17 protein-coding genes are annotated in these 21467 nt (G+C 36.9%); 10 read left to right on the top strand and 7 right to left on the bottom strand.

Features of this window, described 5'->3' with window-relative positions:
* Positions 1–8 precede the first annotated feature (8 nt).
* The 5 genes from J7604_RS13625 to J7604_RS13605 all read right to left on the bottom strand — a co-directional run bounded on the left by J7604_RS13625 (position 9) and on the right by J7604_RS13605 (position 7058).
* Positions 9–3245 (bottom strand): M1 family aminopeptidase, encoded by a 3237-nt coding sequence (locus J7604_RS13625; RefSeq protein WP_293896884.1) that lies wholly within the window; start codon positions 3243–3245, stop codon positions 9–11.
* A gap of 52 nt (positions 3246–3297) precedes the next feature.
* A complete protein-coding gene (locus J7604_RS13620; protein WP_293896883.1) occupies positions 3298–4392 on the bottom strand; it encodes a DnaJ domain-containing protein in 1095 nt (364 codons plus the stop codon).
* Between the two features lie 27 nt (positions 4393–4419).
* Entirely contained in the window at positions 4420–5523 is a 1104-nt protein-coding gene (dprA, locus tag J7604_RS13615) for a DNA-processing protein DprA (RefSeq protein ID WP_293896882.1), read from the bottom strand.
* 34 nt (positions 5524–5557) lie between these two features.
* The gene (locus J7604_RS13610) at positions 5558–5866 is read right to left on the bottom strand and encodes a MerR family transcriptional regulator (RefSeq protein ID WP_293896881.1); all 309 of its coding nucleotides are present in this window, start codon (positions 5864–5866) and stop codon (positions 5558–5560) included.
* A 214-nt stretch (positions 5867–6080) separates the two neighbouring features.
* Positions 6081–7058 (bottom strand): M23 family metallopeptidase, encoded by a 978-nt coding sequence (locus tag J7604_RS13605; RefSeq protein WP_293896880.1) that lies wholly within the window; start codon positions 7056–7058, stop codon positions 6081–6083.
* A 135-nt stretch (positions 7059–7193) separates the two neighbouring features.
* On the opposite strand from J7604_RS13605, the gene alaS reads away from it, so the two are divergent.
* From alaS to J7604_RS13590, 3 genes are read left to right on the top strand one after another with little or no spacing between them, the layout of a single operon-like run.
* A complete protein-coding gene (gene alaS, locus J7604_RS13600) occupies positions 7194–9830 on the top strand; it encodes an alanine--tRNA ligase (RefSeq protein WP_293896879.1) in 2637 nt (878 codons plus the stop codon).
* A 23-nt stretch (positions 9831–9853) separates the two neighbouring features.
* The gene (gene gatB / locus J7604_RS13595; RefSeq protein WP_293896878.1) at positions 9854–11314 is read left to right on the top strand and encodes an Asp-tRNA(Asn)/Glu-tRNA(Gln) amidotransferase subunit GatB; all 1461 of its coding nucleotides are present in this window, start codon (positions 9854–9856) and stop codon (positions 11312–11314) included.
* 4 nt (positions 11315–11318) lie between these two features.
* Positions 11319–12476: a TlpA disulfide reductase family protein gene (locus J7604_RS13590; protein ID WP_293896877.1), complete on the top strand. Its 1158-nt coding sequence runs from the start codon at positions 11319–11321 to the stop codon at positions 12474–12476.
* Positions 12477–12478: 2 nt separating this feature from the next.
* Here J7604_RS13590 and J7604_RS13585 read toward each other — a convergent pair whose 3' ends face one another.
* Together J7604_RS13585 and J7604_RS13580 are read right to left on the bottom strand one after the other, a co-directional pair.
* On the bottom strand, positions 12479–13210 hold the full coding sequence (locus J7604_RS13585; RefSeq protein ID WP_293896876.1) for a DUF2807 domain-containing protein: 732 nt from the start codon (positions 13208–13210) through the stop codon (positions 12479–12481).
* On the bottom strand, positions 13207–14310 hold the full coding sequence (locus J7604_RS13580) for an acyloxyacyl hydrolase (protein ID WP_293896875.1): 1104 nt from the start codon (positions 14308–14310) through the stop codon (positions 13207–13209). Before J7604_RS13580 ends, J7604_RS13585 begins: the two co-directional genes overlap by 4 nt.
* A gap of 72 nt (positions 14311–14382) precedes the next feature.
* Between J7604_RS13580 and J7604_RS13575 the strand changes: the two genes are divergently transcribed.
* The 7 genes from J7604_RS13575 to dnaN all read left to right on the top strand — a co-directional run bounded on the left by J7604_RS13575 (position 14383) and on the right by dnaN (position 21423).
* On the top strand, positions 14383–14967 hold the full coding sequence (locus tag J7604_RS13575) for a hypothetical protein (protein ID WP_293896874.1): 585 nt from the start codon (positions 14383–14385) through the stop codon (positions 14965–14967).
* 16 nt (positions 14968–14983) lie between these two features.
* Positions 14984–15688 carry an SDR family oxidoreductase gene (locus J7604_RS13570; protein ID WP_293896873.1) on the top strand — a complete coding sequence of 235 codons (705 nt, stop codon included), beginning with the start codon at positions 14984–14986 and terminating at the stop codon, positions 15686–15688.
* Positions 15689–15912: 224 nt separating this feature from the next.
* Complete coding sequence (gene gldA / locus J7604_RS13565; protein WP_293896872.1) at positions 15913–16842, top strand: gliding motility-associated ABC transporter ATP-binding subunit GldA; 930 nt, start codon at positions 15913–15915, stop codon at positions 16840–16842.
* Between the two features lie 24 nt (positions 16843–16866).
* A complete protein-coding gene (gene gldF, locus J7604_RS13560; protein ID WP_293896871.1) occupies positions 16867–17595 on the top strand; it encodes a gliding motility-associated ABC transporter permease subunit GldF in 729 nt (242 codons plus the stop codon).
* A 7-nt stretch (positions 17596–17602) separates the two neighbouring features.
* Positions 17603–19258 carry a gliding motility-associated ABC transporter substrate-binding protein GldG gene (gene gldG / locus J7604_RS13555; protein ID WP_293896870.1) on the top strand — a complete coding sequence of 552 codons (1656 nt, stop codon included), beginning with the start codon at positions 17603–17605 and terminating at the stop codon, positions 19256–19258.
* A 1-nt stretch (position 19259) separates the two neighbouring features.
* Complete coding sequence (locus J7604_RS13550) at positions 19260–20219, top strand: DUF4340 domain-containing protein (RefSeq protein WP_293896869.1); 960 nt, start codon at positions 19260–19262, stop codon at positions 20217–20219.
* Between the two features lie 79 nt (positions 20220–20298).
* The gene (gene dnaN / locus J7604_RS13545) at positions 20299–21423 is read left to right on the top strand and encodes a DNA polymerase III subunit beta (RefSeq protein WP_028979481.1); all 1125 of its coding nucleotides are present in this window, start codon (positions 20299–20301) and stop codon (positions 21421–21423) included.
* Positions 21424–21467 lie beyond the last annotated feature (44 nt).

Below are 21467 nucleotides of genomic sequence, written 5' to 3'. Positions count from 1 at the left end.
TAAGTCTCTTAAAACGCTCTGTTAATGCCTATTACGTATCTGAATTTAAAGTAATCAGACACTGCAGGGGGCGTGTTTACAAAAAAGGGCATATCAAACCTTAGGGTAACAGGCTTCATATCATACGGCCCGAATTTGAATGTAACAGCAGACCCTATACCAGCATCTAACCTGAATTTTCCGAAATAGTTTTTCGAAGCAGAGCTTGTATTAAGAATACCCATATCGGAGAAAAGGTAAGTGTCTACCTTGAAATTTTTAGTGAGTCCTTTAGCCGGAATTTTTATGTATTTATCAAAGTCAATTTCTGCATTAAAGGCTGCTCCCGAATTTCCATAGTAGTTGTAAATCAGTACTTCTTGTCCGTTAATGGTATGAATTTCAGGTGCAAGATACCCAGCAAAACCTCTGAGGTTTAAACCTCCTCCCATTTGAAAGTGATTGTAATTCTGTCCATAACCTAACCAATCGTTTGGCACAAAGCCTCTTGCCTGGGTAAATCTGTTATCCAACATTTGTTCCTGATTAGCACTTGCCAAGTATAATGTTGATTCCAGAGGCAAATCGCCTAAGCCTATTTGTCCAAAAACTCTTGTTTTGAATTCAAATTTCTTAAGTGTGAATCTGTTAATGGAATTTAGCTGAGCATAAGAATAATTATAGTCAGATCCCACTGATGGTATTCTTACATTGAATGTATATTCTCCATTGCCTTTTTCATAAGTATAGTAATGAAAGTATCCCATATTCACCGTTGCATTTACAAGGCCAGATGTGAAATCTCCCTGAAAGCGTCCCCATTGTTCAGGATAAAGTCGGTATACAAAATAATTATCAGTGGTAATTAGATATTTCGTATTGATAAAGAGTTTTGAATACTTTGAAGCTCTCTGATCAGGCTCACGGATTACTTTTTCAAGTCCTGCATTCAAATTAGCAATGCCTGCATTATAGTATAAATTAGTATTGGCACTTAGGCCTTTCCAGATCAAAGAAAGGTTTCTTTTTAAATAAATATCAGCTGCAACCCATTGATGTTTAAGATCAAGATCTTTTTCGGATCTGCCCTGCGCTAATCCTGTATTAAACCAGGCTCCTGCCGAATACTGGAACTTTCCAAAGTAACTTCCTTTGAAGTATGGTCCTACCTGCAGACCATCAAAACTATTGTACCAGACATCAGGTCTCAATGTATTTTTCTGCACAGCCCAGCTTGTAACATTCGGAACTCTATGTTCAAATTCAAGTATTTTAATTCCGCCTTCTCCGGCTTTATTATCTGTAAGGTCAATATCCGCAAGATAATGTTTAGGATCTATCTCAATGGTTTTTATTGGTGCAGGAAGTTTTATGGAAGCCTTATAAGTAGGGTTTAATAAACCCCAACCATACCATTTCGGAAGAATAGTTGCATCGGTTTTTTTTACGAACCAGTTATTAGGTATATGGTAATTATGAATACTTCCGTCTGAAGCTTTAACCGTGAAGTCTAAGGGCATTTGCATACTTCCTTTTCTTCGGAATTTTATCTCATATTCATTGTCCTTACTGATTCTTTTTACATCATCAATGCCGTAATTTATATACTTGGTAGTCTCCATCCATTGATCAAAGAACCAATTGAGGTCAGTCTGTGTGTATTCAGTAATAGCATCACGGAAGTCTTCAGGGTAGGGATGCGCGAATTTCCATTTGTTAAAATAATGCTTCATTGCTCGTGAAAACAGATCCTCGCCCAGTACATAGCGAAGGTTGTAGAGCATGGTTCCTGTTTTGTAATATACAAGGCCATAGTTTCCTCCATGTCTTATTGCTCCATGGAAGTCAGAGCTATGTGTGTTAAGCGGATCATCATAGCCTTCCACAACATGGTTCAGATATGGATAGTATAGATTTTCATACCTTGTGTCGGAAGAGTCAACATGTTTGGTGATGTATTTATTCTTGCCGATCCTTGCTCTCTTTTCTCCAACAATTCTGTCTAATGACCATACTGTTAAGAATTGTGTAAACCCTTCATCCATCATTGCTCTATAGGTTTCGTTAGACCCTACCATTCCATAGAACCACATATGTCCAACCTCATGTGCCAATAGACTTTGATGTTGCGGATAAGTACCATTGTCCAGTGTAAGCATTGAATACTCCATACCATCTTTAGCGTCTGCTACAACTATTTTGGGCCATGCATACATTCCGAAATCCTGGGAATATACTTTGATTACATTAGCGGTGAAATAGGCGGATAGCTGCCAGCCGGAAGCATGAGGTTCCTGTGCAATGGCTATTACCCTGATTCCATTCCACACCAATTCTCCTATTCTATAAAGTGGGTCTGCTGTAAAAGCGAAATTGTGTACATTCTTTGCATGATAAACCCAAGTTTTGAATTTCCCTTTTTCTCTTGGAATCACAATAGAAGGGGCCTCATTCATAGGTTTTTTAGCAAAATTTTTCAGATCAAGCTTTTGTCTGAGCGTGTCTGGTAAAACTTCTTTTTCATTGAGAAGGGTGCCTGTAGCCTCTAGCACATAGTTGTTGGGGAGCGATAATTTTATATCGAATGCTCCGAAATCAGCGTAGAATTCTTTGTCAAGGTGCTGTTCTGTCTCCCATGCGAATTTATGGTCATATACTGCAATTGCAGGATACCAGTGGACAGCATCGAAGTGTTTGAAGCCAAACGTTTCATAAAGCTTCATCCTTCTTCTCATGGTGCCTGAAGGGTCAAAATATGTTTTGAAATTCATTGTCACAATAAGCGAATCACCTGATTTAAGGGGCTTATTGAGAGCTACTTTCATGATTGTATTATCAATGATAGTCTTTACTTCTTCTCCGTCAACTCTAACACTATCGACCACAGTTCCTAGTCCTTTGGTTTCAGTAGGCCCAAATTTTACCTTAATGTCATTTTCAATATTTAAAGCATGATAATAGGATCCGGGAATGAAGGCATTGTTATGTAAATGGAAATAAAGCTCTTTTAACTCGAATGGAGAGTTATTGTAATAAACAAGTTTATAATCGGGACAGACCAGTACATTATTGGAATCATCAAGAAAGACGTCCATGTAGTAATGTACATCTTGTTGCCAGTATCCGGGAGTTGGAGGGTTGTTTTTCCAGTAATAAGGATTTTGTTTACTTCTGTAGGGAACATTTGGAGATTGATGAGCAAAATCCTGGGAAAAACTAAGGGTAAATGAAAAGACCGAAAGAAGAGTTAGTAAAAAAACGCGCATAAACTTTAATTCAATTTGGAAAAGTTAAAAATAGGAAAAAGGACTAATTTGTTTAGTCCTCTTCATCATTTATCTTAAGACAATACCTGCGATGTAGTTTTTTGGCCTGTCGCACATCATATTCGAGAGCTTTGGTAAAATCGGAGCAGGCATTGGTGGAATCTACAATTCTTGAGTAAGCCAACCCTCGGTAATAATGAGCTATTCCGGGATTTTGCTGCTTTTTAATCATGTCAGTATAAATACTTATAGATTTTTGATGCTGATCAAGTTCCTGATAGCAGTTGGCCAAATTAAGGAGAGCCATTTCAGACTCTGGCTGATGTTTCAGGAATTTCAGATAATCAGGGTATGCGGATTGACAATCACCCTTGGCATATTGGAGTAACTCTCCTCTGTATAGATAACTACTATCTTTAGCAGGATTTCTTTTGATCGATTCATTAAAATCTTCAAGGGCAGCAGAATTTTTTTTGATTTTAGCATTAGCTTTTCCGCGTTCATAATACAGATCCCATGAAGGGTTTTCTGTATTTTCAATTGCTTTTGTAAGATCTAAAACAGCTCCTCGATAATCCCCCAGCATATGAAGCCTTAACAAAGCTCTTTTCTGAAAAGCAGGGGCATAGTCTTCGTCAAATGATATACTTTCTGTATAGGACTCTAAGGCTTTTAACCATTCTCCATCTTTTTCATATTGAATAGCTTCCTCATGCGTTTTTGCTGCCATTCTGTTATTCATATAATGATAAAAAAGAACAGAAGCAACAACCAGCAATATCAATGCCAGTCCGGTGTATAAATATATTCTTACTTCTTTATTTGAAACCTTAGATTCTTGAGTTGTGGCAGGTTTAGGACGTGGCTGTCTGCTGGTCCTTTGTTTTGAAGAACTGTTGGTAGGGGCTTTCGCAGGTTTTTGAGGTGGGGTAAAGTAATAATGAAGTTTTAAATCGTATAGTCTTCTTTTTTGTGGATCTGAAATGGTCTGATAAGCAGAATTGATCTTTTTGAACTGATCTTCATAGTATTTATCACCCTGATGTTTATCAGGGTGATATTTCTTTGCCAGACTTTTATATGCAGCTTTGATTTCTTCAAAAGAGGCAGAGTTTTTTACACCCAAAGTCTCGTAATAATTTTCCATCGGGAAAATATACGAAAGAAGACCATATCAGACTAATTTATATTTCTTCCCCGGTAATGATTTTACCTTATTACTGAATTCAAGATTGAGTAGGAGAGAGGCCATCTTACTTACAGGGATCTGACTTTTCCAACACAATTCATCTATATGAGTTTCGCCGTTATTGATTAACAGCTGAAATATTTTCTTTTCATCATCAGTAAGATCTTCAGGAATTTCAGGTGTTTTATATTTTGGTTTGGGTAAAATGGAGATATCCCAATTCATGAGCTCTATGATATCTGATGTCTTTGATAAGATTTGTGCTTTGTGTGATTTTATAAGGTTATTGCATCCAAGGGAATATTTGTTGTTGATATTTCCTGGTACAGCCATTACTTCTCTGTTATAACCATTGGCAAGGTCAGCGGTAATCAAGGCTCCTCCTGAGCTGGAAGCTTCAACGACTAATACAACATCACTCAGGCCCGCAATTATTCTGTTCCTCGCAGGAAAGTATCCGGGTTCAGGTTTTGTATCAAAAGGATATTCGGAAAGTATACCGCCGGACGACTGCATTCTATTTGCCATTTCTTTATGAACAGCGGGATAGACTATGTTTACTCCAGTTGCCATCACTCCGATGGTAGATAATCCATTGTCCAGAGCGGATTTATGTGCAAAGCTGTCAATGCCATAAGCTAACCCGCTAATGATTTGAACATTCTGTTCCTTCAATTCGGAAATGATTTTTTCTGTCATTTCCTTACCATATCCTGTTGCATTTCTAGTGCCTACAACTCCAACAGTTTTTGGAAAATTTAATGGTCCTTGACCTTTGTAATAAATGAGTGTAGGAGCGTCCAAAATGGTTTTCAGCCGTTCAGGATAATCCTGATTGGTGTAAAAAAGAATATTAGTTTCTGTTTTGATGGCAGTTTCTATTTGTTTCTCGGCTTTGGAAAAGATATCAGACTGAATGATAGATTGTGCAATATTTTCTCCTATGCCAGGAATCTTAAGCAATTTGCCCTTTTTTTCTCTGAATACTTGTTCAGGATCGCCACAGTAGCTTACCAATTGTCTGGTAAGTTGATTACCAATACCGGGAACGAGGCCTATAGCGACCTCATAAACATTTGCATGAGTCATTAAAAATTTCTTATAGCTGTTGAACTGAAAAATTTTAAGGCAGGCTTTTCTTCAATTCTATTAGAAAAGCTTTCACCTTTTGAAGAGACTCAATAATCTCTGTCTTTTCTTTGGCTTTTGTGCCATGAATTTTAATATAGTCTTTGGCCCCCTGTAGCGTATATCCTCGCTCTTTTACCAGATGAAAAACAAGCTTGATGTTTTCTATATCATCTTTGGTGTATTGCCGGTTTCCTTTTCTGTTTTTTCTGGGGGTAATAATGTCAAACTCTGTTTCCCAAAAGCGTATCAGAGAAGCTGCAACTCCAAACATCTCGGCAACCTCACCGATTGTGTAATACATCTTATCCAATTTTTTGTCCTGGTAAGTCAAATGCTTCTGGTTTTGAGTGGACTATTAAATTCAAAAGTAGAAATAAAATTTCACTTTTTTCAAAGAAAGCAAATACCTCTAATGATTAATTATTTCAGTTGTAAATTCTTATATGCAAGATATCCTAAAAAAATAGGGCATTGAGAGGATACTCCCAATGCCCTGAAATTTATAATATTTACAATTATGATAGTGATTGATTTTCAACAGAAGCAAGCTCCAATATTTTTTGATATTCAGCAGGTGAAAGATCTATATAGAAATAGTGAACCGGATTTACCTTTTTACCATTGTGAATGACTTCATAATGCAGGTGAGGGGCAGTGGAAGATCCCGTGTTACCTGAAAATCCGATCAATTCGCCTCTTTTTACTCTTTGACCAATTCTCACATTGAATCGGTCAAGGTGTGCATATTTAGTAACATACCCATATCCATGATCAACTTCAATTTCATTCCCATATCCACCTGGGTTAGAAGCTACTGTTTTTACAACCCCATCTCCGGTAGAATATATTGGTGTGCCTTTTGGTGTTGAAAAATCACAGCCAGTGTGAAGTTTCTTAACTTTATAAATTGGATGAATTCTATACCCAAAGCCTGATACTAGTCTAGTAAGCTCTTTATTGGAAAGAGGTTGAATTGCCGGGATGCTGGCCAGCATCAAAGCTTTATTTTTTGCCAGTTTTACGATTTCATCATAAGACTTAGTCTGGATATACATTTTCTTTTTAAGGTTATCCAGCTTGGCAACAGTTGAAATAATCAGCTCTTCCCTTTTTAAGCCTCTGTCCAGTAGTTGTTTATATTTTGTAATACCAGTCAATTCTGTATTTCTTACAGAATAAGGAATAGGTTCTGCTTCGAAAATAACCCTGTAAATATTGTCATCTCGTTCTTGCAGAGCGTTGAGCATTTTATTCGCCTGATCTATTTCCTGATTGAGGAGGTCATAGTAAAGAGAAAGCTCTTCATTCTCTCTTCGCAATAAAGTTTCATGCGGAGATTTGAAATATTTGGTGTACACATATACCAAAGCCACCGCAAAAATGAAAGAGACAAAGAGAAACCCCAATGTATTAAGTATTAAGTCCCAGGTAGATACCTTAAGACGCTCATACTTGCAGGTTTCCGTGTCGTAATAATATTTTATTCTGGCCATTACTGAACTTCTGAGATTTATACTAAATTTGCGCCTTCAGATAACGGTGAATCAGGTGAAAATTATGCCTGATTTGTCGACGAAAAGCTTAAAATTATAAAAAAAGTATAAATATTTAAAGGTCTTTCCTAATTAATGGATTCCAAAAGCATAAGACAGAAATTTCTTGATTTCTTTAAGGAAAGGGGACACCACATTGTTCCATCTGCTCCAATCGTTAATAAAAACGATCCAACCCTAATGTTTACTAATGCAGGTATGAATCAGTTCAAGGATATTTTCCTTGGAAATCAGCCTGCTAAATATAAAAGGATAGCCGATACTCAGAAATGCCTAAGAGTAAGCGGTAAGCACAATGACCTGGAAGAGGTTGGTATAGATACCTACCACCATACCATGTTTGAAATGCTTGGAAACTGGTCTTTTGGAGATTATTTTAAAGAAGAAGCTATTAAGTGGTCTTGGGAGCTACTTACAGTTGAGTATAAACTTCCTAAAGAAAGAATTTATGCAACTGTATTTGGAGGAGACAAAGGTGAGAATCTTGAGCCTGATAATGAGTCTCTTGAGCTGTGGTTGAAATACCTTCCCAAAGAAAGAATACTTTATGGTTCCAAGAAAGACAATTTCTGGGAAATGGGAGATCAGGGACCATGCGGACCTTGTACAGAAATCCATATAGATTTAAGGACTGAAGAAGAAATTAAAAAAGTGCCAGGACGGGACAGAGTTAACAACGATGATCCAAGAGTGGTTGAAATCTGGAATAACGTTTTTATTCAGTACAATAGAAAAGCTGATAAGAGCTTGGAGCCACTTCCTGAAAAGCATGTGGATACAGGTATGGGCTTTGAACGTCTTGTTATGGCCATTCAGGCAAAGACTTCGAACTACGATACTGACGTGTTTCAGCCAATGATCAAATTCATCGGGGATGCTTGTGGCAAAACCTATGGAAAAGATCTGAAGACTGATATTGCTATGAGAGTGCTTTCTGATCACATCAGAGCAATATCTTTCACAATTGCTGACGGTCAGTTGCCAGGTAATGCAAAAGCTGGTTATGTAATCAGAAGAATTTTGAGAAGAGCAGTCAGGTATGGATATACTTTCCTTGGTTTCAAAGAGCCGTTCCTTAACAAAATGGTGCCTGTGCTTGCAAACCAGTTTGCAGAGGTTTTCCCTGAGTTAAAAGCTCAGCAGGATTTTGTGCAGAAGGTAGTTCTTGAAGAAGAAATTTCATTCCTTAGAACGCTTGAAATTGGCTTGAAAAAGCTTGAGCAAATAAGAACAAACATAGAACAGTCCAAAGGTGAAAAAGTCATAGACGGAAAAACCGTATTTGAATTGTATGATACTTTCGGATTTCCAGTTGATCTTACTGCGCTTATTGCAAGAGAATATGGTCTTGAAATAGATGAGACCGGCTTTGAAAAGGAAATGGCAGTGCAGAAAGAAAGATCAAAGAAAGATGCCGTTAAAGAGACTACTGACTGGGTGCTTGTTAGGGACGAAGAAGGTGTTGAATTTGTTGGCTATGATCATTTGCATGCGAAATCAAAGATTGTAAAATACAGGAAAGTTACTGCCAAAGGTAAAGACCAATATCAGGTAGTACTTGATACTACACCTTTCTACGCGGAAAGCGGTGGACAAGCAGGAGATACGGGAGTGCTTCAATCTGGCAAAGAAAAGATTCAGGTCCTTGATACCAAAAAAGAAAATGACCTGATTATTCATATCATTGATAAGCTCCCTTTAGACGTTAAAGCAGACTTTGAAGCGAACGTTGACGAGAAGAAAAGGCTCCTTACTGAAAATAATCACTCTGCAACTCACCTGTTGCATGCGGCTTTGAGAGATGTACTTGGAACTCATGTTGCACAGAAGGGGTCATTGGTAAATGAGAAGGTATTAAGATTTGACTTTTCTCATTTCTCTAAAATGACTCCTGAAGAGATTGAGAAAGTTGAGAAGATAGTTAATGCCAAGATCAGAGAAAATATTCAGCTGAATGAAAGACGTAACGTTCCAATCAATGAAGCTAAGTCTCTTGGTGCAATGGCTTTGTTCGGTGAGAAATATGGAGAGTTTGTGAGAGTAATTACTTTCGATCCCTCTTATTCAGTTGAATTGTGCGGAGGTACTCACGTATCTGCCACTGGTAAAATTGGCTTGTTTAAGATTGTTTCTGAAAGTTCTGTAGCGGCAGGTGTAAGAAGAATAGAGGCAATTACTGCAGATGAAGCAGAAAACTTTGTAGATTCACAGCTTTCAATTATTGAGAAATTAAAAGAAGTACTCAAGAATCCTAAAGATATATTAAAAGCTGTCGAAGAGCTTTCTGCTGAAAAAACAAAGCTTCAGAAACAGATTGAAGAGTATGTCAGCAAAGAAGGTCAGGGAATTAAAGAGGAACTACTTAAAAAAGTGGAAACAGTTGATGGTATCAATGTCGTCATTTCCAGAGTAGACCTCTCTTCAGCTGATGCTTTAAAACAGTTGGCTTATGATGTGAAGGCTAAAGTAGATAATTTATTCCTAGTTCTTGCTGCCAAAATCGAAGATAAGCCTCAGATAGCAGTAATGATCTCTGAAAATCTTGTTGCAGATAAAAAGCTTCATGCAGGTAACCTTGTTAAAGAGCTTGCAAAAGAAATTCAAGGTGGAGGTGGAGGACAACCTTTCTTCGCGACAGCAGGAGGAAAAGACCTTGCTGGACTTGATAAAGTTTTAGTGAAAGCAAAAGGTGTCCTTAAAGAAAAAGTATAAGTAAAATTCAGTAGTGCTTTAAAATGGATAAATCAATCATAGAAAAATATCAACCGGTAATCGGTCTTGAAATACACGCACAGTTAAGTACTCAGAGTAAAATTTTCGCTTCGGACTCTACAGAGTTCGGAAGTATGCCAAATACAAACGTGAGCGTGATCACTCTGGGACACCCAGGAACATTACCATTGCTAAATAAAAAGGTTGTGGAATATGCAATCAAAATGGGTTTGGCTAGTGGCTGTGAAATCAACAGAGTAAATTTCTTTGATAGAAAAAATTATTTTTATCCAGATCTTCCGAAGGGGTATCAGACTACTCAGGATAAGGCACCTATCTGTAAAGGTGGGGAGGTTGTGATTCGTATGAAGGACGGAGAGAAAGTAATTCGTCTTAATAGAATCCACATGGAAGATGATGCTGGTAAAAACCTTCACCTTGCAGGAGAAACAGATACGCTTGTTGATTATAACAGAGCTGGGGTTCCTTTGATTGAGATCGTTACAGAGCCGGATATCCGTAGCTCGGAAGAAGCATTTCAGGTAGTAACAGAAATCAGGAAACTTGTTAGGTATCTTGAAGTTTGTGACGGTAACATGGAAGAAGGCTCAATGAGGTGTGATGCCAACGTTTCTGTGATGCTGAAAGGAGCAACTCAATATGGAAAGAAAGTGGAGATTAAAAATATGAACTCCATTAGAAACGTACAGAGAGCCATAGATCACGAAATCGAGCGTCAGATCGAGCTAATAGAAAAAGGCGAAGCAATTTTCTCTGAGACAAGAATGTTTGATGCTACTACTGGCAGCACTTATGGAATGAGAACAAAAGAGGAACTGAACGACTACAGATATTTCCCAGAACCAGATCTTCAGCCTTTGAATATATCAGATAAATGGTTAGCGGATATCAAGGCAACTATGCCTAGCTTACCAAATTATTTGTACAAGAAGTTTACAACTGAATTTGGCCTTCCTGAATATGATGCTCAGGTATTAACAGATGCTAAAGAAATAGCATTGTATTTTGAAGACCTATGTAAGCATACTAAAAACTATAAAGCAGCTTCTAACTGGATAATGGGGCCGGTGAAAGGTTATTTGAATGAATTAACTCTTCATATAAATGATTTCCCATTATCAACTCAAAAAGTTTCTGAGTTAATTGCAATGGTAGAATCAGGAAAAGTAAGTTTTGCAGTTGCTAGTCAAAAGATTTTCCCAGAAATGATTAATCAAAAGGGAGGGTCAGCTCAGCAAATAGCTGAAAAAATGAATTTGATTCAGGAGAGCGATACTGGAGCTTTACAACCTTTGATTGATGAAGCTATTGCAAAATATCCAAATAAAGTAGCAGAATATAAAGCAGGTAAAACAAACCTTTTAGCCATGTTTATGGGAGAGGTTATGAAACTTACCAAAGGTAAAGCTGATCCTAAAATTACAAGTGAATTATTGAAAAAGACACTGGATAATCTTAATTAATCTTATGAAGGTATTACGTTTTCTGATAATCATAGCGGTTGTTTTTGGGTGTTCAGAGAAGAAGGAATCTGAAAAAAAAGAAGGTGGTTTTTCTTTTGAACTATCAGGAACAATTAAAAATGGCGGTGGTAAGAAATTATACCTTGATAAACTTGAAAATCAAAGCTGGATCCATTTAGATTCGACAGAAATCGGATCTGATGGATCTTATAAATTTGAGGGTGCTCTTGCTGAGCCTGATTATGCTCTGTTGCAGGCGGATACTCAAAACGTTCTACTTATTATTGACGCTCCAGTTATAAAGTTTAATTCCGATTTGACAGATTTGCCAGGAAATGCATCTGTAGAAGGATCGAAAGCAACAGCGGAATATCTGACTTTTTTTAATCAGATGAGTGAGCTTCAAAAGTCACAGAACAAGTTACAGCAAAAGGGAATGTTATTTCAGATGAAGAAGCAGGAAGACTCTATTCCTGCTATTATGGCTGAATTGAAAGGCCTTCAAGAAAAGGTCCGTAAATTAACAATAACATCTATAGATTCAGTTCTACCTTCGCTATCTGTGTTTTCCATGGTTAACTATCTTGATTTTCAATCAGAACTTCCCTTCTTAAAAAAGGTAGCTGATGAAATGAATAAGGCTTATCCAAATTCAAAATACACAAAGCTCCTCTCTTCAGAAGTGCAAAAGGCTCTTGCTATGAAAAAGCAAGAGGAAGAAAAGGAAAAACTAAGTAAAGTTGGCGTTGGTAAAAAAGCTCCGGAAATCGCACTACCTAACCCAAATGGAAAAATTATCAAGCTTTCTGATTTTAAAGGTAAGTATGTAATGATAGATTTCTGGGCCTCCTGGTGTGGTCCTTGTCGTATGGAAAACCCACATGTCGTTGAGCTTTATAAAAAATATAAGGACAAAGGCTTTACTATACTTGGTGTTTCTTTGGATGAAGACAAAGAGAAATGGAAGAATGCAATTATGAAAGATGGTCTTGTATGGGAACAAGTTTCGGATCTTAAAGGTTGGGGCTCTTCGGTGAACCCTGTTTATGAAGTACAAGCAATTCCGTTAACTTATTTGATAGATAAAGAAGGTATTATCATTGCGAAGAACTTGCGAGGACAGGATCTGGCGAACAAGTTGGAAGAGCTATTCGGTAAGTGATTTTATTGTTTGATGAACTCCCCGGCTCCTTGTTTGTAAATTGTAACTATTTGGGGATTGCCACTATAGTAAACATTCCCTGTACCTTCAATTGTCGAGTAAAAAGCGCTATCTGAGTATACATAACTCATCCCCGGTCCCTTGTTTGACATTGAGACATATTTACAACCAGGAGTATTCACTTTTAGTTGACCCGATCCAAGATTGATAGCATGAAGTCGATGTAGCTTTCCATTAATAGTTATGTTCGCAAGCTTATCCATATCTATCCACAGGAACTCTAGGTCAACATTGAGGTTTACATCGGCATTGGAGTAATTGTGTAAAAACAATTTGTCTTTCTGTATAACACCTTCATTACTCACAGTGCCATATCCCATAACAAAAATATCTTTATATTTAACTGCATCAATATAGACCTTTATATCCTTCTTGTAGCTTCTAACCCAGTTACAGGTATTGGTATTTCTTATTCTAAGATTGATTCCGTCGTTGTCGCTGGTTATTTTTTTTAGCAAATTGTCACCTGCTTCAACTACTAACGTATCTCCAAGATTGTTCTTAAAAATGAGGTCTATATTATCTTCAACAAAGATGTAGTATACCCCTTTGACAATCCTTCTTTCCTGCACAATTTTGCCTGTGCTCTTTACACAGTCCCAGCTATCTTCTTTATTGCATGACAATAGAATAGCTGAAATGATTGCAATATATAGTAAGCCTGGTTTTTTCATTTTAATGTATAACCAACTGTCCATTCAACTATCTCTGCCTGGCCAAAGTGAGCTTTGAGTGCTACTCCGGCGCTGATAGCTTCAGTGAAATTATATTTGACAGTATAACGTTGATAAAAAGGTTTATATCTTTTTAATGGGTCAAAAACATAATAACCACACTGACCAACGAAGGATACCTGACTTATAAAATAATGAAATCCCAATGCAACCCCATGCCTCATATAATTTCCATTAACCAGTTTCTCATCAAAGGTACCTCTCTTAATTTCAGCTTTTGCAGAATAGTCATAGATGAAATCATAGCCAAGGTTGAGACATGTGCGTGAATTGATACCAAGATCATAATAAGCAGAAAATACTCCTGCAAAATACCTTGATCCTCCGATAGGTTTTATCTCTTTAAATCCTCCACCAATTGAAAGATTTAAAGAATTAAATCTTCTTTTTCGTTCTGACTCAGGAGCATCAAATGTTACTTTCTTTTTAGAAGTGAAGCCTAGCCCTGCATAAACTGCAGGTATATTCATTCCAAGGTTAGGGATCTTCATTGACCCATTACTTAAATGAAACAAGCCAATTCCAGCATTGAAGATTAATCTTTTAGAGAGTGTTGTACTGAAGTTTATGGCTCCATTAAGGCAATAATTAAAGGTACTTCCCGTGATATTGTTTTTATTATTTGTTATGATGTCAAACTTCCGGAATACGATTCCCGGACCTATACCTATCCTCCATCTGAGCTCACTTTTGGGTGATCTGAAAAATGCTTTCCCATAATATATTATTAAACCCAAAGCATCACCTACAGGCTTTTTCGGATCGAAATGCAGGTAGTTTAATGAATATCCTACCACAGGATAATTATTGGTTACCTGCCAGCCCTTGCTTCCATCTGTTTGAATTTTGAAATCCAGTTCAAGTTTTAATGGTCTTTGATTGGCCAGATGGCCGATATCATCACCATGCTGCATGAGAAATCCATAATGATAATTTAATGAAAGCGCATATTTTGAAGCAGGTGCTTTATCTTGAGCAGACGCAACGAAATAATGGAGGGAAAAAATGATGAGCAAAAAGTGAAATTTCAATAAATGCATTCTATTTTCGCAAAATTAATAATCCAAAATTATCATAAATTCATATTACTTTAGAAGAATAATCTAAATAAAATGAAAGCTGTAGCATCTGATAAACCTGAAAAAGCAATAGTTGTTTTGGTTGCCATGACCTTTGTGCTATCAATCATTTTGAATGAAAGCAAAAGGTTTGAGTATATTACCTGGGCTCCATTGCTTGCTGAAATTTTGTTGCTGGGGTATTATATATTTATTATCAATGATTTAAAGATCAAGGCACTCATGTTTGGTATGGCCGTTTTCCAGGCTGGATTTGCATTGGCACTTCTTCAAATCGAAACTGCAAAAATCCTTTTATATATTGGTTTGATTACCTATTTGATTTTGTCAGGTATGTTTATTTTCAAGGCAATTAAAGATAGCCTGAAATTCAAGAACTTTGAGATGATGGTCTTCCTTATGGGCTTATTCTTATTATTTCCTGTGGCTTTAATTTTTTTTATGGAAGTTCAGAATTTGCTCCTGATACTTTGTTTCGGACTTGCTTTTGTTTCTGCCACTATCATATATAATGATAATCTCTGGGAGCGGTTTTCAGAAGGTGAAAGAAAGATCGTCATATTTCAGTTGTTAAATTCGGTTGTAATCATTTCAGGAATATCATTGAAGAATTTCTAAGCAAAAAAAGTTTAATATGAATTTAAAAGATAAAGTTGCTATTGTAACGGGAGCGAGCAAAGGTGTTGGTCTTGAGGTAGTAAAGGTTTTGTTAGAGGAAGGAATGAAGGTTGCCGGATGGAGTAGAACAGCTCCGGATTTTAAACATGATCATTTCAAATTTTATGCTACCGACGTTGGAAACATAGATTCTGTAAATGGATCATACAATGCAACTATAAAAGATTTTGGAGAAAATATAAGTGTTCTGATTAATAATGCAGGATTGGGATACGCTGGTCTGATTGAAGAAATGCCTGTTGAAGAATGGAAAGAAATGTTTGATACCAATGTGCATGGAGTCTTTTTCTGTTCTCAAATGGTAGTTCAAAAAATGAAAGAAATGGGAGAAGGGCACATCGTGAATATTGCATCCATCGCGGGTAAAGAAGGAATAGAAAAGTTTGCCGGGTATTGCGGGACTAAATTTGCCGTCAGAGGTATCTCACAAGCTATGTATAAAGAACTAAGGGATTACGGTGTGAAAGTAACTTGTATTGTTCCAGGCTCTATTCATACCAATTTCTTCGATACAATAGATTCCATTAATGTGCATCCGAATATGATGAGGCCTGAGGATATTGCCGAAGCTGTTCTTTATTCTTTGGAAACATCAGAAAATTTCCATCCTGTTGAACTGGAATTCAGACCATTAATGCCAAAAGGCAGGAAGTCCATTTAAGGAGCGGGAGAACGAAAGACTTAAAGCATAAAGTGAAAAGTTGAAAGTCAAAAGTTTGAGGCCTCTATAAATTTCGGTGTCATATTTTGATTGAAAAAAGTTGTCATCTTAAAACTTAAATCTATTATGTATTCGTTCTTAAAAGAAATCCAAACTTTAAGCTTTGTGCTTTCCGCTTTAAGCTTGAATTCAATAAATTTGCAAAAAGATAACATACAGTCATAGTGAGTTTAAAGGTACAGGAGTTAACTAAAATTTACGGCGAGCAGAAAGCTGTAGACCATATCAGTTTCGAGGCCGGTAAAGGAGAAATACTTGGATTTCTTGGGCCGAACGGAGCAGGTAAATCTACTACAATGAAAATTGCCACTTGTTATATACCTCCGACCTCAGGAGTTGTGACGGTGGCAGGATATGACGTTGTGGAATCTCCTTTGGAGGTGCGAAAAAATGTGGGGTATCTGCCGGAGCACAATCCTCTTTACCTGGACATGTATGTACACGAATATCTTGAATTCATAGGTTCGCTTCATTCTTTAAAAGGAAGTAAGCTTAAAGGAAGGGTACAGGAGATGGTAGAAATGACGGGGCTTACTTTAGAACAGAATAAGAAACTTGGAGCTTTATCAAAGGGCTATCGCCAAAGAGTTGGACTTGCTCAAGCTATGATTCACGAGCCACAGGTGCTTATACTGGATGAGCCTACCACCGGTCTGGATCCTAACCAGATTCTTGAAATCAGAAATCTTATTAAGAATATAGGTAAAGAAAAAACGGTTTTGTTTTCTACACACATTATGCAAGAGGTGCAGGCTCTATGTGATAGAGTGGTGATCATCAATAGAGGGAAAATTGTTGCCGATAACCGTGTTAGTGAATTGAAAGGACTTCAGGCTTCTGGTAAGAAGATTATCGTTGAATTTTCAGGTGAAATAGAAGTCGAATATTTAAAGTCTTTATCCGGTGTGAATGAGGTGAAACAAACAGCTGGAGGGAAATATGAATTGCTCTCCTCCGGTGAAAATGATGTAAGAGGAGCTATTTTTAAACTTGCATCTGAAAGGAATTGGACTCTGATTGGCTTAAATCAAGAGGAACATTCTCTTGAAAATATCTTCAGAGACCTTACTGGGAAGAAAAATGATTCCATATAATTTAAATTTTAACCTACAGGTTTTGTGTTAAGTATCTTTAGAAAAGAAATAAACAGTTTTTTTAACTCACTGATAGCCTACCTTGTCATCAGTGTGTTTCTTACATTAATAGGATTGTTTCTCTGGGTTTTTCCGGAAAGCAGTGTCTTTGAATTTGGCTTTGCAGATTTGGAAAGCCTTTTTGCATATGGGCCTATTGCCTTTCTGTTACTAATCCCTGCAATTACCATGAGAACTTTTGCTGAAGAAAAAAGAGAAGGAACCATGGAGTTATTGTTGACCAGACCTGTAAAAGATTGGGAGATTATCTTGGGTAAGTATTTGTCAAGTCTGGCTTTGGTATTGTTTAGCTTAATACCAACATTAATATATTATTACTCAGTTTATAATCTTGGAAATCCGGTTGGCAATATTGATTCAGCAGCTGTTTTTACTTCTTATATAGGGCTATTTTTGCTAGGTGCAGTGTTTACTTCAATAGGGATATTTGCGTCGGCTATCACTAGAAATCAGATTGTAGCCTTTATAATTGCGGTATTACTTTGCTATACTCTCTATGATGGAATGGCCAGGGCTGCATCGGTGAACTTCTGGGGAGCACAAGCTAATATCCTTGTAAAGCTTGGATTAAGCTATCACTATGAAGCATTAAGCAGAGGATTGATAGATTCCAGAAATGTTCTGTATTTTCTAAGTATAATTTTTATTATGCTTCTTTCAACGAGATTGGTTTTAGGCAGCAGAAAATGGTAAGCAGGTTATGAATTTAAAGAAGTTTGATATTATACGGTTCCTGTTGCTTATAGGAACTGTCGTATTTATAAATATAATTTTTTCAGAGCATTTCTTCAGGCTGGATCTTACTCAGGATAAGAGGTACACTATTAGTCCATCCACAAAAGAAAAACTTAAGAATCTTAATGAACAGGTATTTGTTGATGTCTTTCTAGATGGAGACTTGAACCCTGATTATTCTAGACTTAAAAGGTCAATAAAAGAAACGCTTGAAGAGTTCAAAGCTTATTCAGGTGACAAGATTGTATACAGGTTTACAGATCCGAATGCCATTGAAGATAAAAGATTACGTGAGCAGTTCTATTCTCAGTTGATTCAGAAAGGTATACAATATAAGTATGACCTGGTGCAGCAGGGCGGTGCAAGAGAAGAAAAGATAGTATTTCCTTCTGCTCTTATTTCAATGGGAGATAAAGAAACTCCGGTAATGTTTCTGAAAGGAAGCAAGATATTGCCCATGGATCAGCAACTGAATCAGTCTGTGGAAGGAGTGGAGTATGAGTTGATGGCAGCTATCAGAAAGCTTAACAATGAAGTTACCAAATCAGTGGCTTTCACTGAAGGTCATGGTGAGCTTTCAGCAGGGGAGACAGGTGATATTTCTACTGCCTTAAGTGAATATTATAATGTAGAAAGAACTGCTATTACAGATTCAACAAAATTGAGTAATTACAAAGCTTTGGTAATTGCAGGACCAACCAAACCTTTTTCTGAAAAGGAAAAATTTATACTTGATCAATATGTAGTAAAGGGAGGAAGAATATTATTCTTTATAGATCAACTAAATCTGAATAGAGATAGTCTCGTGTCTGGAGTTACTTATGGTTTTTCTTACAATCTAGGCCTGGAAGATTTGTTATTCAAATATGGAGTAAGGATTAATGATGATCTGATACAAGATCTTAATTGTGCATTGCTGAAAGTTGAAGTTCCGGGAGGACAATCAGAAATGGTATCCTGGCCATATTTTCCTATCTTTTATAATTTCGGTAAACATCCTGTTGTTAAAAACCTAGATGCTGTTATAGGCAGATATGTGAGCTCTATGGACACTGTAAAAGCACATGGAATAACAAAAACTCCATTGATTTTTACTTCGAAAAATTCAAGGCTTATTAAAGCGCCACTTCCTGTTGATTTAAATGAGGCAAGAAAAAATCTTGATCCGAAAGACTTTAATGCAGGAATGTTACCAGTCGCATACCTTTTAGAAGGTAACTTTGAATCAGTTTATAAAAACAGACCTTCGCCTATAGCTGGAGTGCAGGTAGTTAAACAGGATAGCTCTAGTAAAATCATAGTAGTGTCTGATGCGGATTTTATCAGAAACGAAATTGAGAAAACGAGGAATCAGCCTATACCATTGGGATATGATCCTGATTTGAAATATTTGTTTTCGAATAAGGAGTTTATAATGAACGCAGTAGACTATCTTATGGATGAGCCTATTGTTGCTGCAAAAGGCAAAGAGATACAGCTTAGGCCACTTGATAAAAATAAACTCGCTGAAGAAAAGACTTACTGGCAGATTGTAAATCTTGTGGCGCCTATTGTGCTTCTTGTCGTTTTTGGAATCAGCAGATATTATTTGAGAAAGAGAAAATATACAAGCTTTAGATAAAATGAGGGAGTTGAAGAAGTTAAGTCCATATATCTTTTTATTTGTAATAACCGGATTGACAGCCTTGTATACATTGCTGGGAGAAAGAGGTTCGGATTCTTTTAATAAAGAGAAGCAATCTGTTGGGATAGCTGATACTACGGCTATTACATCCGTTACACTGCAGGCAAATAACAAGACTACAAAATTGAAAAAGGAACCGAATGGTAAGTGGTTGGTAAATAACAAATATGAGGCAAGAGAAAAATTGATAAGCTTATTATTTTTCGGATTGAATAAAATTGAAGTAAAGAGGCCTGTAGCAGATAATAAAAAGGAGGGAGTAGTTAAAAACCTTAAGCAAGACGGTGTGAAGGTTTCGGTAGAATCTTCAGACAATAGAGATGTGTTTTATGTATTGTCCAATGAAAATGATGTGAACAGTACTTACTTCCTTGCAGAAGGCTCTTCTGATCCGGTAATTGTGTTTGTGCCTGGAGTAAAGGGAGATCTTTCTGAGTTGGCAAGTCTGCAAGAACAGGACTGGAGATCCAGGGTTTTATTTAACAGCAGTCCAAGAAGTCTTCAAAAAGTATCAGTAAGTTTTCCCGCAGCTCCTTCAGAAAATTTTACAATAGTTTCTAAAGGAAATAAGTTCGAAGTCGAAAATCTTCCAGCACAGGATAGCTCTAAAATCCACAGGTATTTGATGTTGTATGGTGTAACAAATGTGGATAAGTACATAGTGGATGGTAAAGATACTATTGTAAATCAGCTTCATAATGGCAAGCCGTTTTCAACAATACAAGTGGATGATATTGTGGATAACCTAAGTAAAACTGTTGATATTTATCTTGACCCATGGAAACAAGGTAAGATTTATGCCATTATCAGAAATACAGGAGAGTTGGTAACGTTGAATCCTGAGCTGACAAACTATCTGCTTGTAAAAAAATCTTTCTTTGCTCCTTCAAATAAGTAAGAGGGTTTTTTTAGAATTTGGTTTTTTATAATTAACTTTATCCCCTTCATATTTTACTAGAATAGGATAAAAGAGCTATATGAAATTTGTTGTTTCTTCAACTGCCCTTCTTAAACAATTGACTGCGATCAATGGGGTTATCACTACTAATCCGGTAGTGCCGATTTTGGAAAATTTCCTGTTTGAGGTTTCTGTGGGCAAACTTACAGTGTATGCTTCAGATCTTCAGACTTCCATGATTACAGAAATTGTAGTGGAATCTAAAGAAAAAGGAAATATTGCGGTACCTGCCAAAATACTTCTTGATACGCTTAAGAATCTTCCGGAGCAGCCAGTAACTTTCACAATTGACGAAGAAACTTATAGCATTGAGATCAGCTCTGATAATGGAAGATATAAGTTGTCAGGTGAAAATGCCACTGATTTTCCAAGAGTACCGGCCGTTAAAAACGGATATGCAGTAGATGTACCATCTGATATTTTAACCAGAGCTATTGCAAGCACTATTTTCGCAGCCAGCAATGACGAGCTAAAGCCTCAAATGACTGGTGTTTTCATCAATATTTCAGATGCGAATACAACATTTGTTGCTACAGACGGACATAGACTAATCAGATACAGAAGATCAGACATTGCTTCTGAAAGTCAAAATACTCTATTAATACCAAAGAAAGCCCTTAACCTTCTTAAAGCATCTCTTCCAACTGACAATACTCTTGTTAAGATGGAGTTCAATGCATCTAATGCTTTCTTCAGCTTTGCGAATATCAAGATGATTTGCCGTCTAATTGACGAGCGTTTCCCTGATTATGAAAATGCAATTCCTGCTAATAACCCAAATAAGTTGACAATCAACAGACAGGATTTGCTTAACTCTTTAAAACGTATCTCTATTTATGCAAATAAGACTACACATCAGGTACGTCTTAAGATTGCAGGTAGTGAGCTTCAAATTTCTGCAGAAGATCTCGATTTCAGTAACGAGGCAAATGAAAGACTGTCTTGCGAATATGAAGGAGATGATATGGAAATCGGATTTAATGCGAAGTTCCTTATCGAGATGCTGAACAACCTTGATTGCGAAGCTATTGATATTAATCTTTCTGCACCAAATAGAGCAGGTATCCTGAATCCGGCTAAAAAGGATAAGAACGAAGATGTGCTTATGCTTGTGATGCCAGTGATGCTTAACAACTATGTATAAATTGTGAGTTAATAGTGTTATAAAAGAAAAGGCTGGTCAATCTG

Source organism: Sporocytophaga sp., from assembly GCF_017745095.1.
GTDB lineage: Bacteria > Bacteroidota > Bacteroidia > Cytophagales > Cytophagaceae > Sporocytophaga.
The sequence above is the reverse complement of the archived record's forward strand: the minus strand, read 5'-3'. Positions and strand labels throughout refer to the sequence as shown.

Bases quoted from the DNA above. Each gene is read 5' to 3' on its own strand.
- J7604_RS13605 (WP_293896880.1), bottom strand. From the start codon at position 7,058: ATGGCCAGAATAAAATATTATTACGACACGGAAACCTGCAAGTATGAG.
- J7604_RS13575 (WP_293896874.1), top strand. From the start codon at position 14,383: ATGAAAGCTGTAGCATCTGATAAACCTGAAAAAGCAATAGTTGTTTTG.
- gatB (WP_293896878.1), top strand. From the start codon at position 9,854: ATGGATAAATCAATCATAGAAAAATATCAACCGGTAATCGGTCTTGAA.
- gldG (WP_293896870.1), top strand. From the start codon at position 17,603: ATGAATTTAAAGAAGTTTGATATTATACGGTTCCTGTTGCTTATAGGA.
- J7604_RS13550 (WP_293896869.1), top strand. From the start codon at position 19,260: ATGAGGGAGTTGAAGAAGTTAAGTCCATATATCTTTTTATTTGTAATA.
- J7604_RS13570 (WP_293896873.1), top strand. From the start codon at position 14,984: ATGAATTTAAAAGATAAAGTTGCTATTGTAACGGGAGCGAGCAAAGGT.
- dnaN (WP_028979481.1), top strand. From the start codon at position 20,299: ATGAAATTTGTTGTTTCTTCAACTGCCCTTCTTAAACAATTGACTGCG.
- J7604_RS13585 (WP_293896876.1), bottom strand. From the start codon at position 13,210: ATGAAAAAACCAGGCTTACTATATATTGCAATCATTTCAGCTATTCTA.
- J7604_RS13610 (WP_293896881.1), bottom strand. From the start codon at position 5,866: ATGTATTACACAATCGGTGAGGTTGCCGAGATGTTTGGAGTTGCAGCT.
- dprA (WP_293896882.1), bottom strand. From the start codon at position 5,523: ATGACTCATGCAAATGTTTATGAGGTCGCTATAGGCCTCGTTCCCGGT.
- J7604_RS13625 (WP_293896884.1), bottom strand. From the start codon at position 3,245: ATGCGCGTTTTTTTACTAACTCTTCTTTCGGTCTTTTCATTTACCCTT.
- J7604_RS13590 (WP_293896877.1), top strand. From the start codon at position 11,319: ATGAAGGTATTACGTTTTCTGATAATCATAGCGGTTGTTTTTGGGTGT.
- J7604_RS13620 (WP_293896883.1), bottom strand. From the start codon at position 4,392: ATGGAAAATTATTACGAGACTTTGGGTGTAAAAAACTCTGCCTCTTTT.
- alaS (WP_293896879.1), top strand. From the start codon at position 7,194: ATGGATTCCAAAAGCATAAGACAGAAATTTCTTGATTTCTTTAAGGAA.
- J7604_RS13580 (WP_293896875.1), bottom strand. From the start codon at position 14,310: ATGCATTTATTGAAATTTCACTTTTTGCTCATCATTTTTTCCCTCCAT.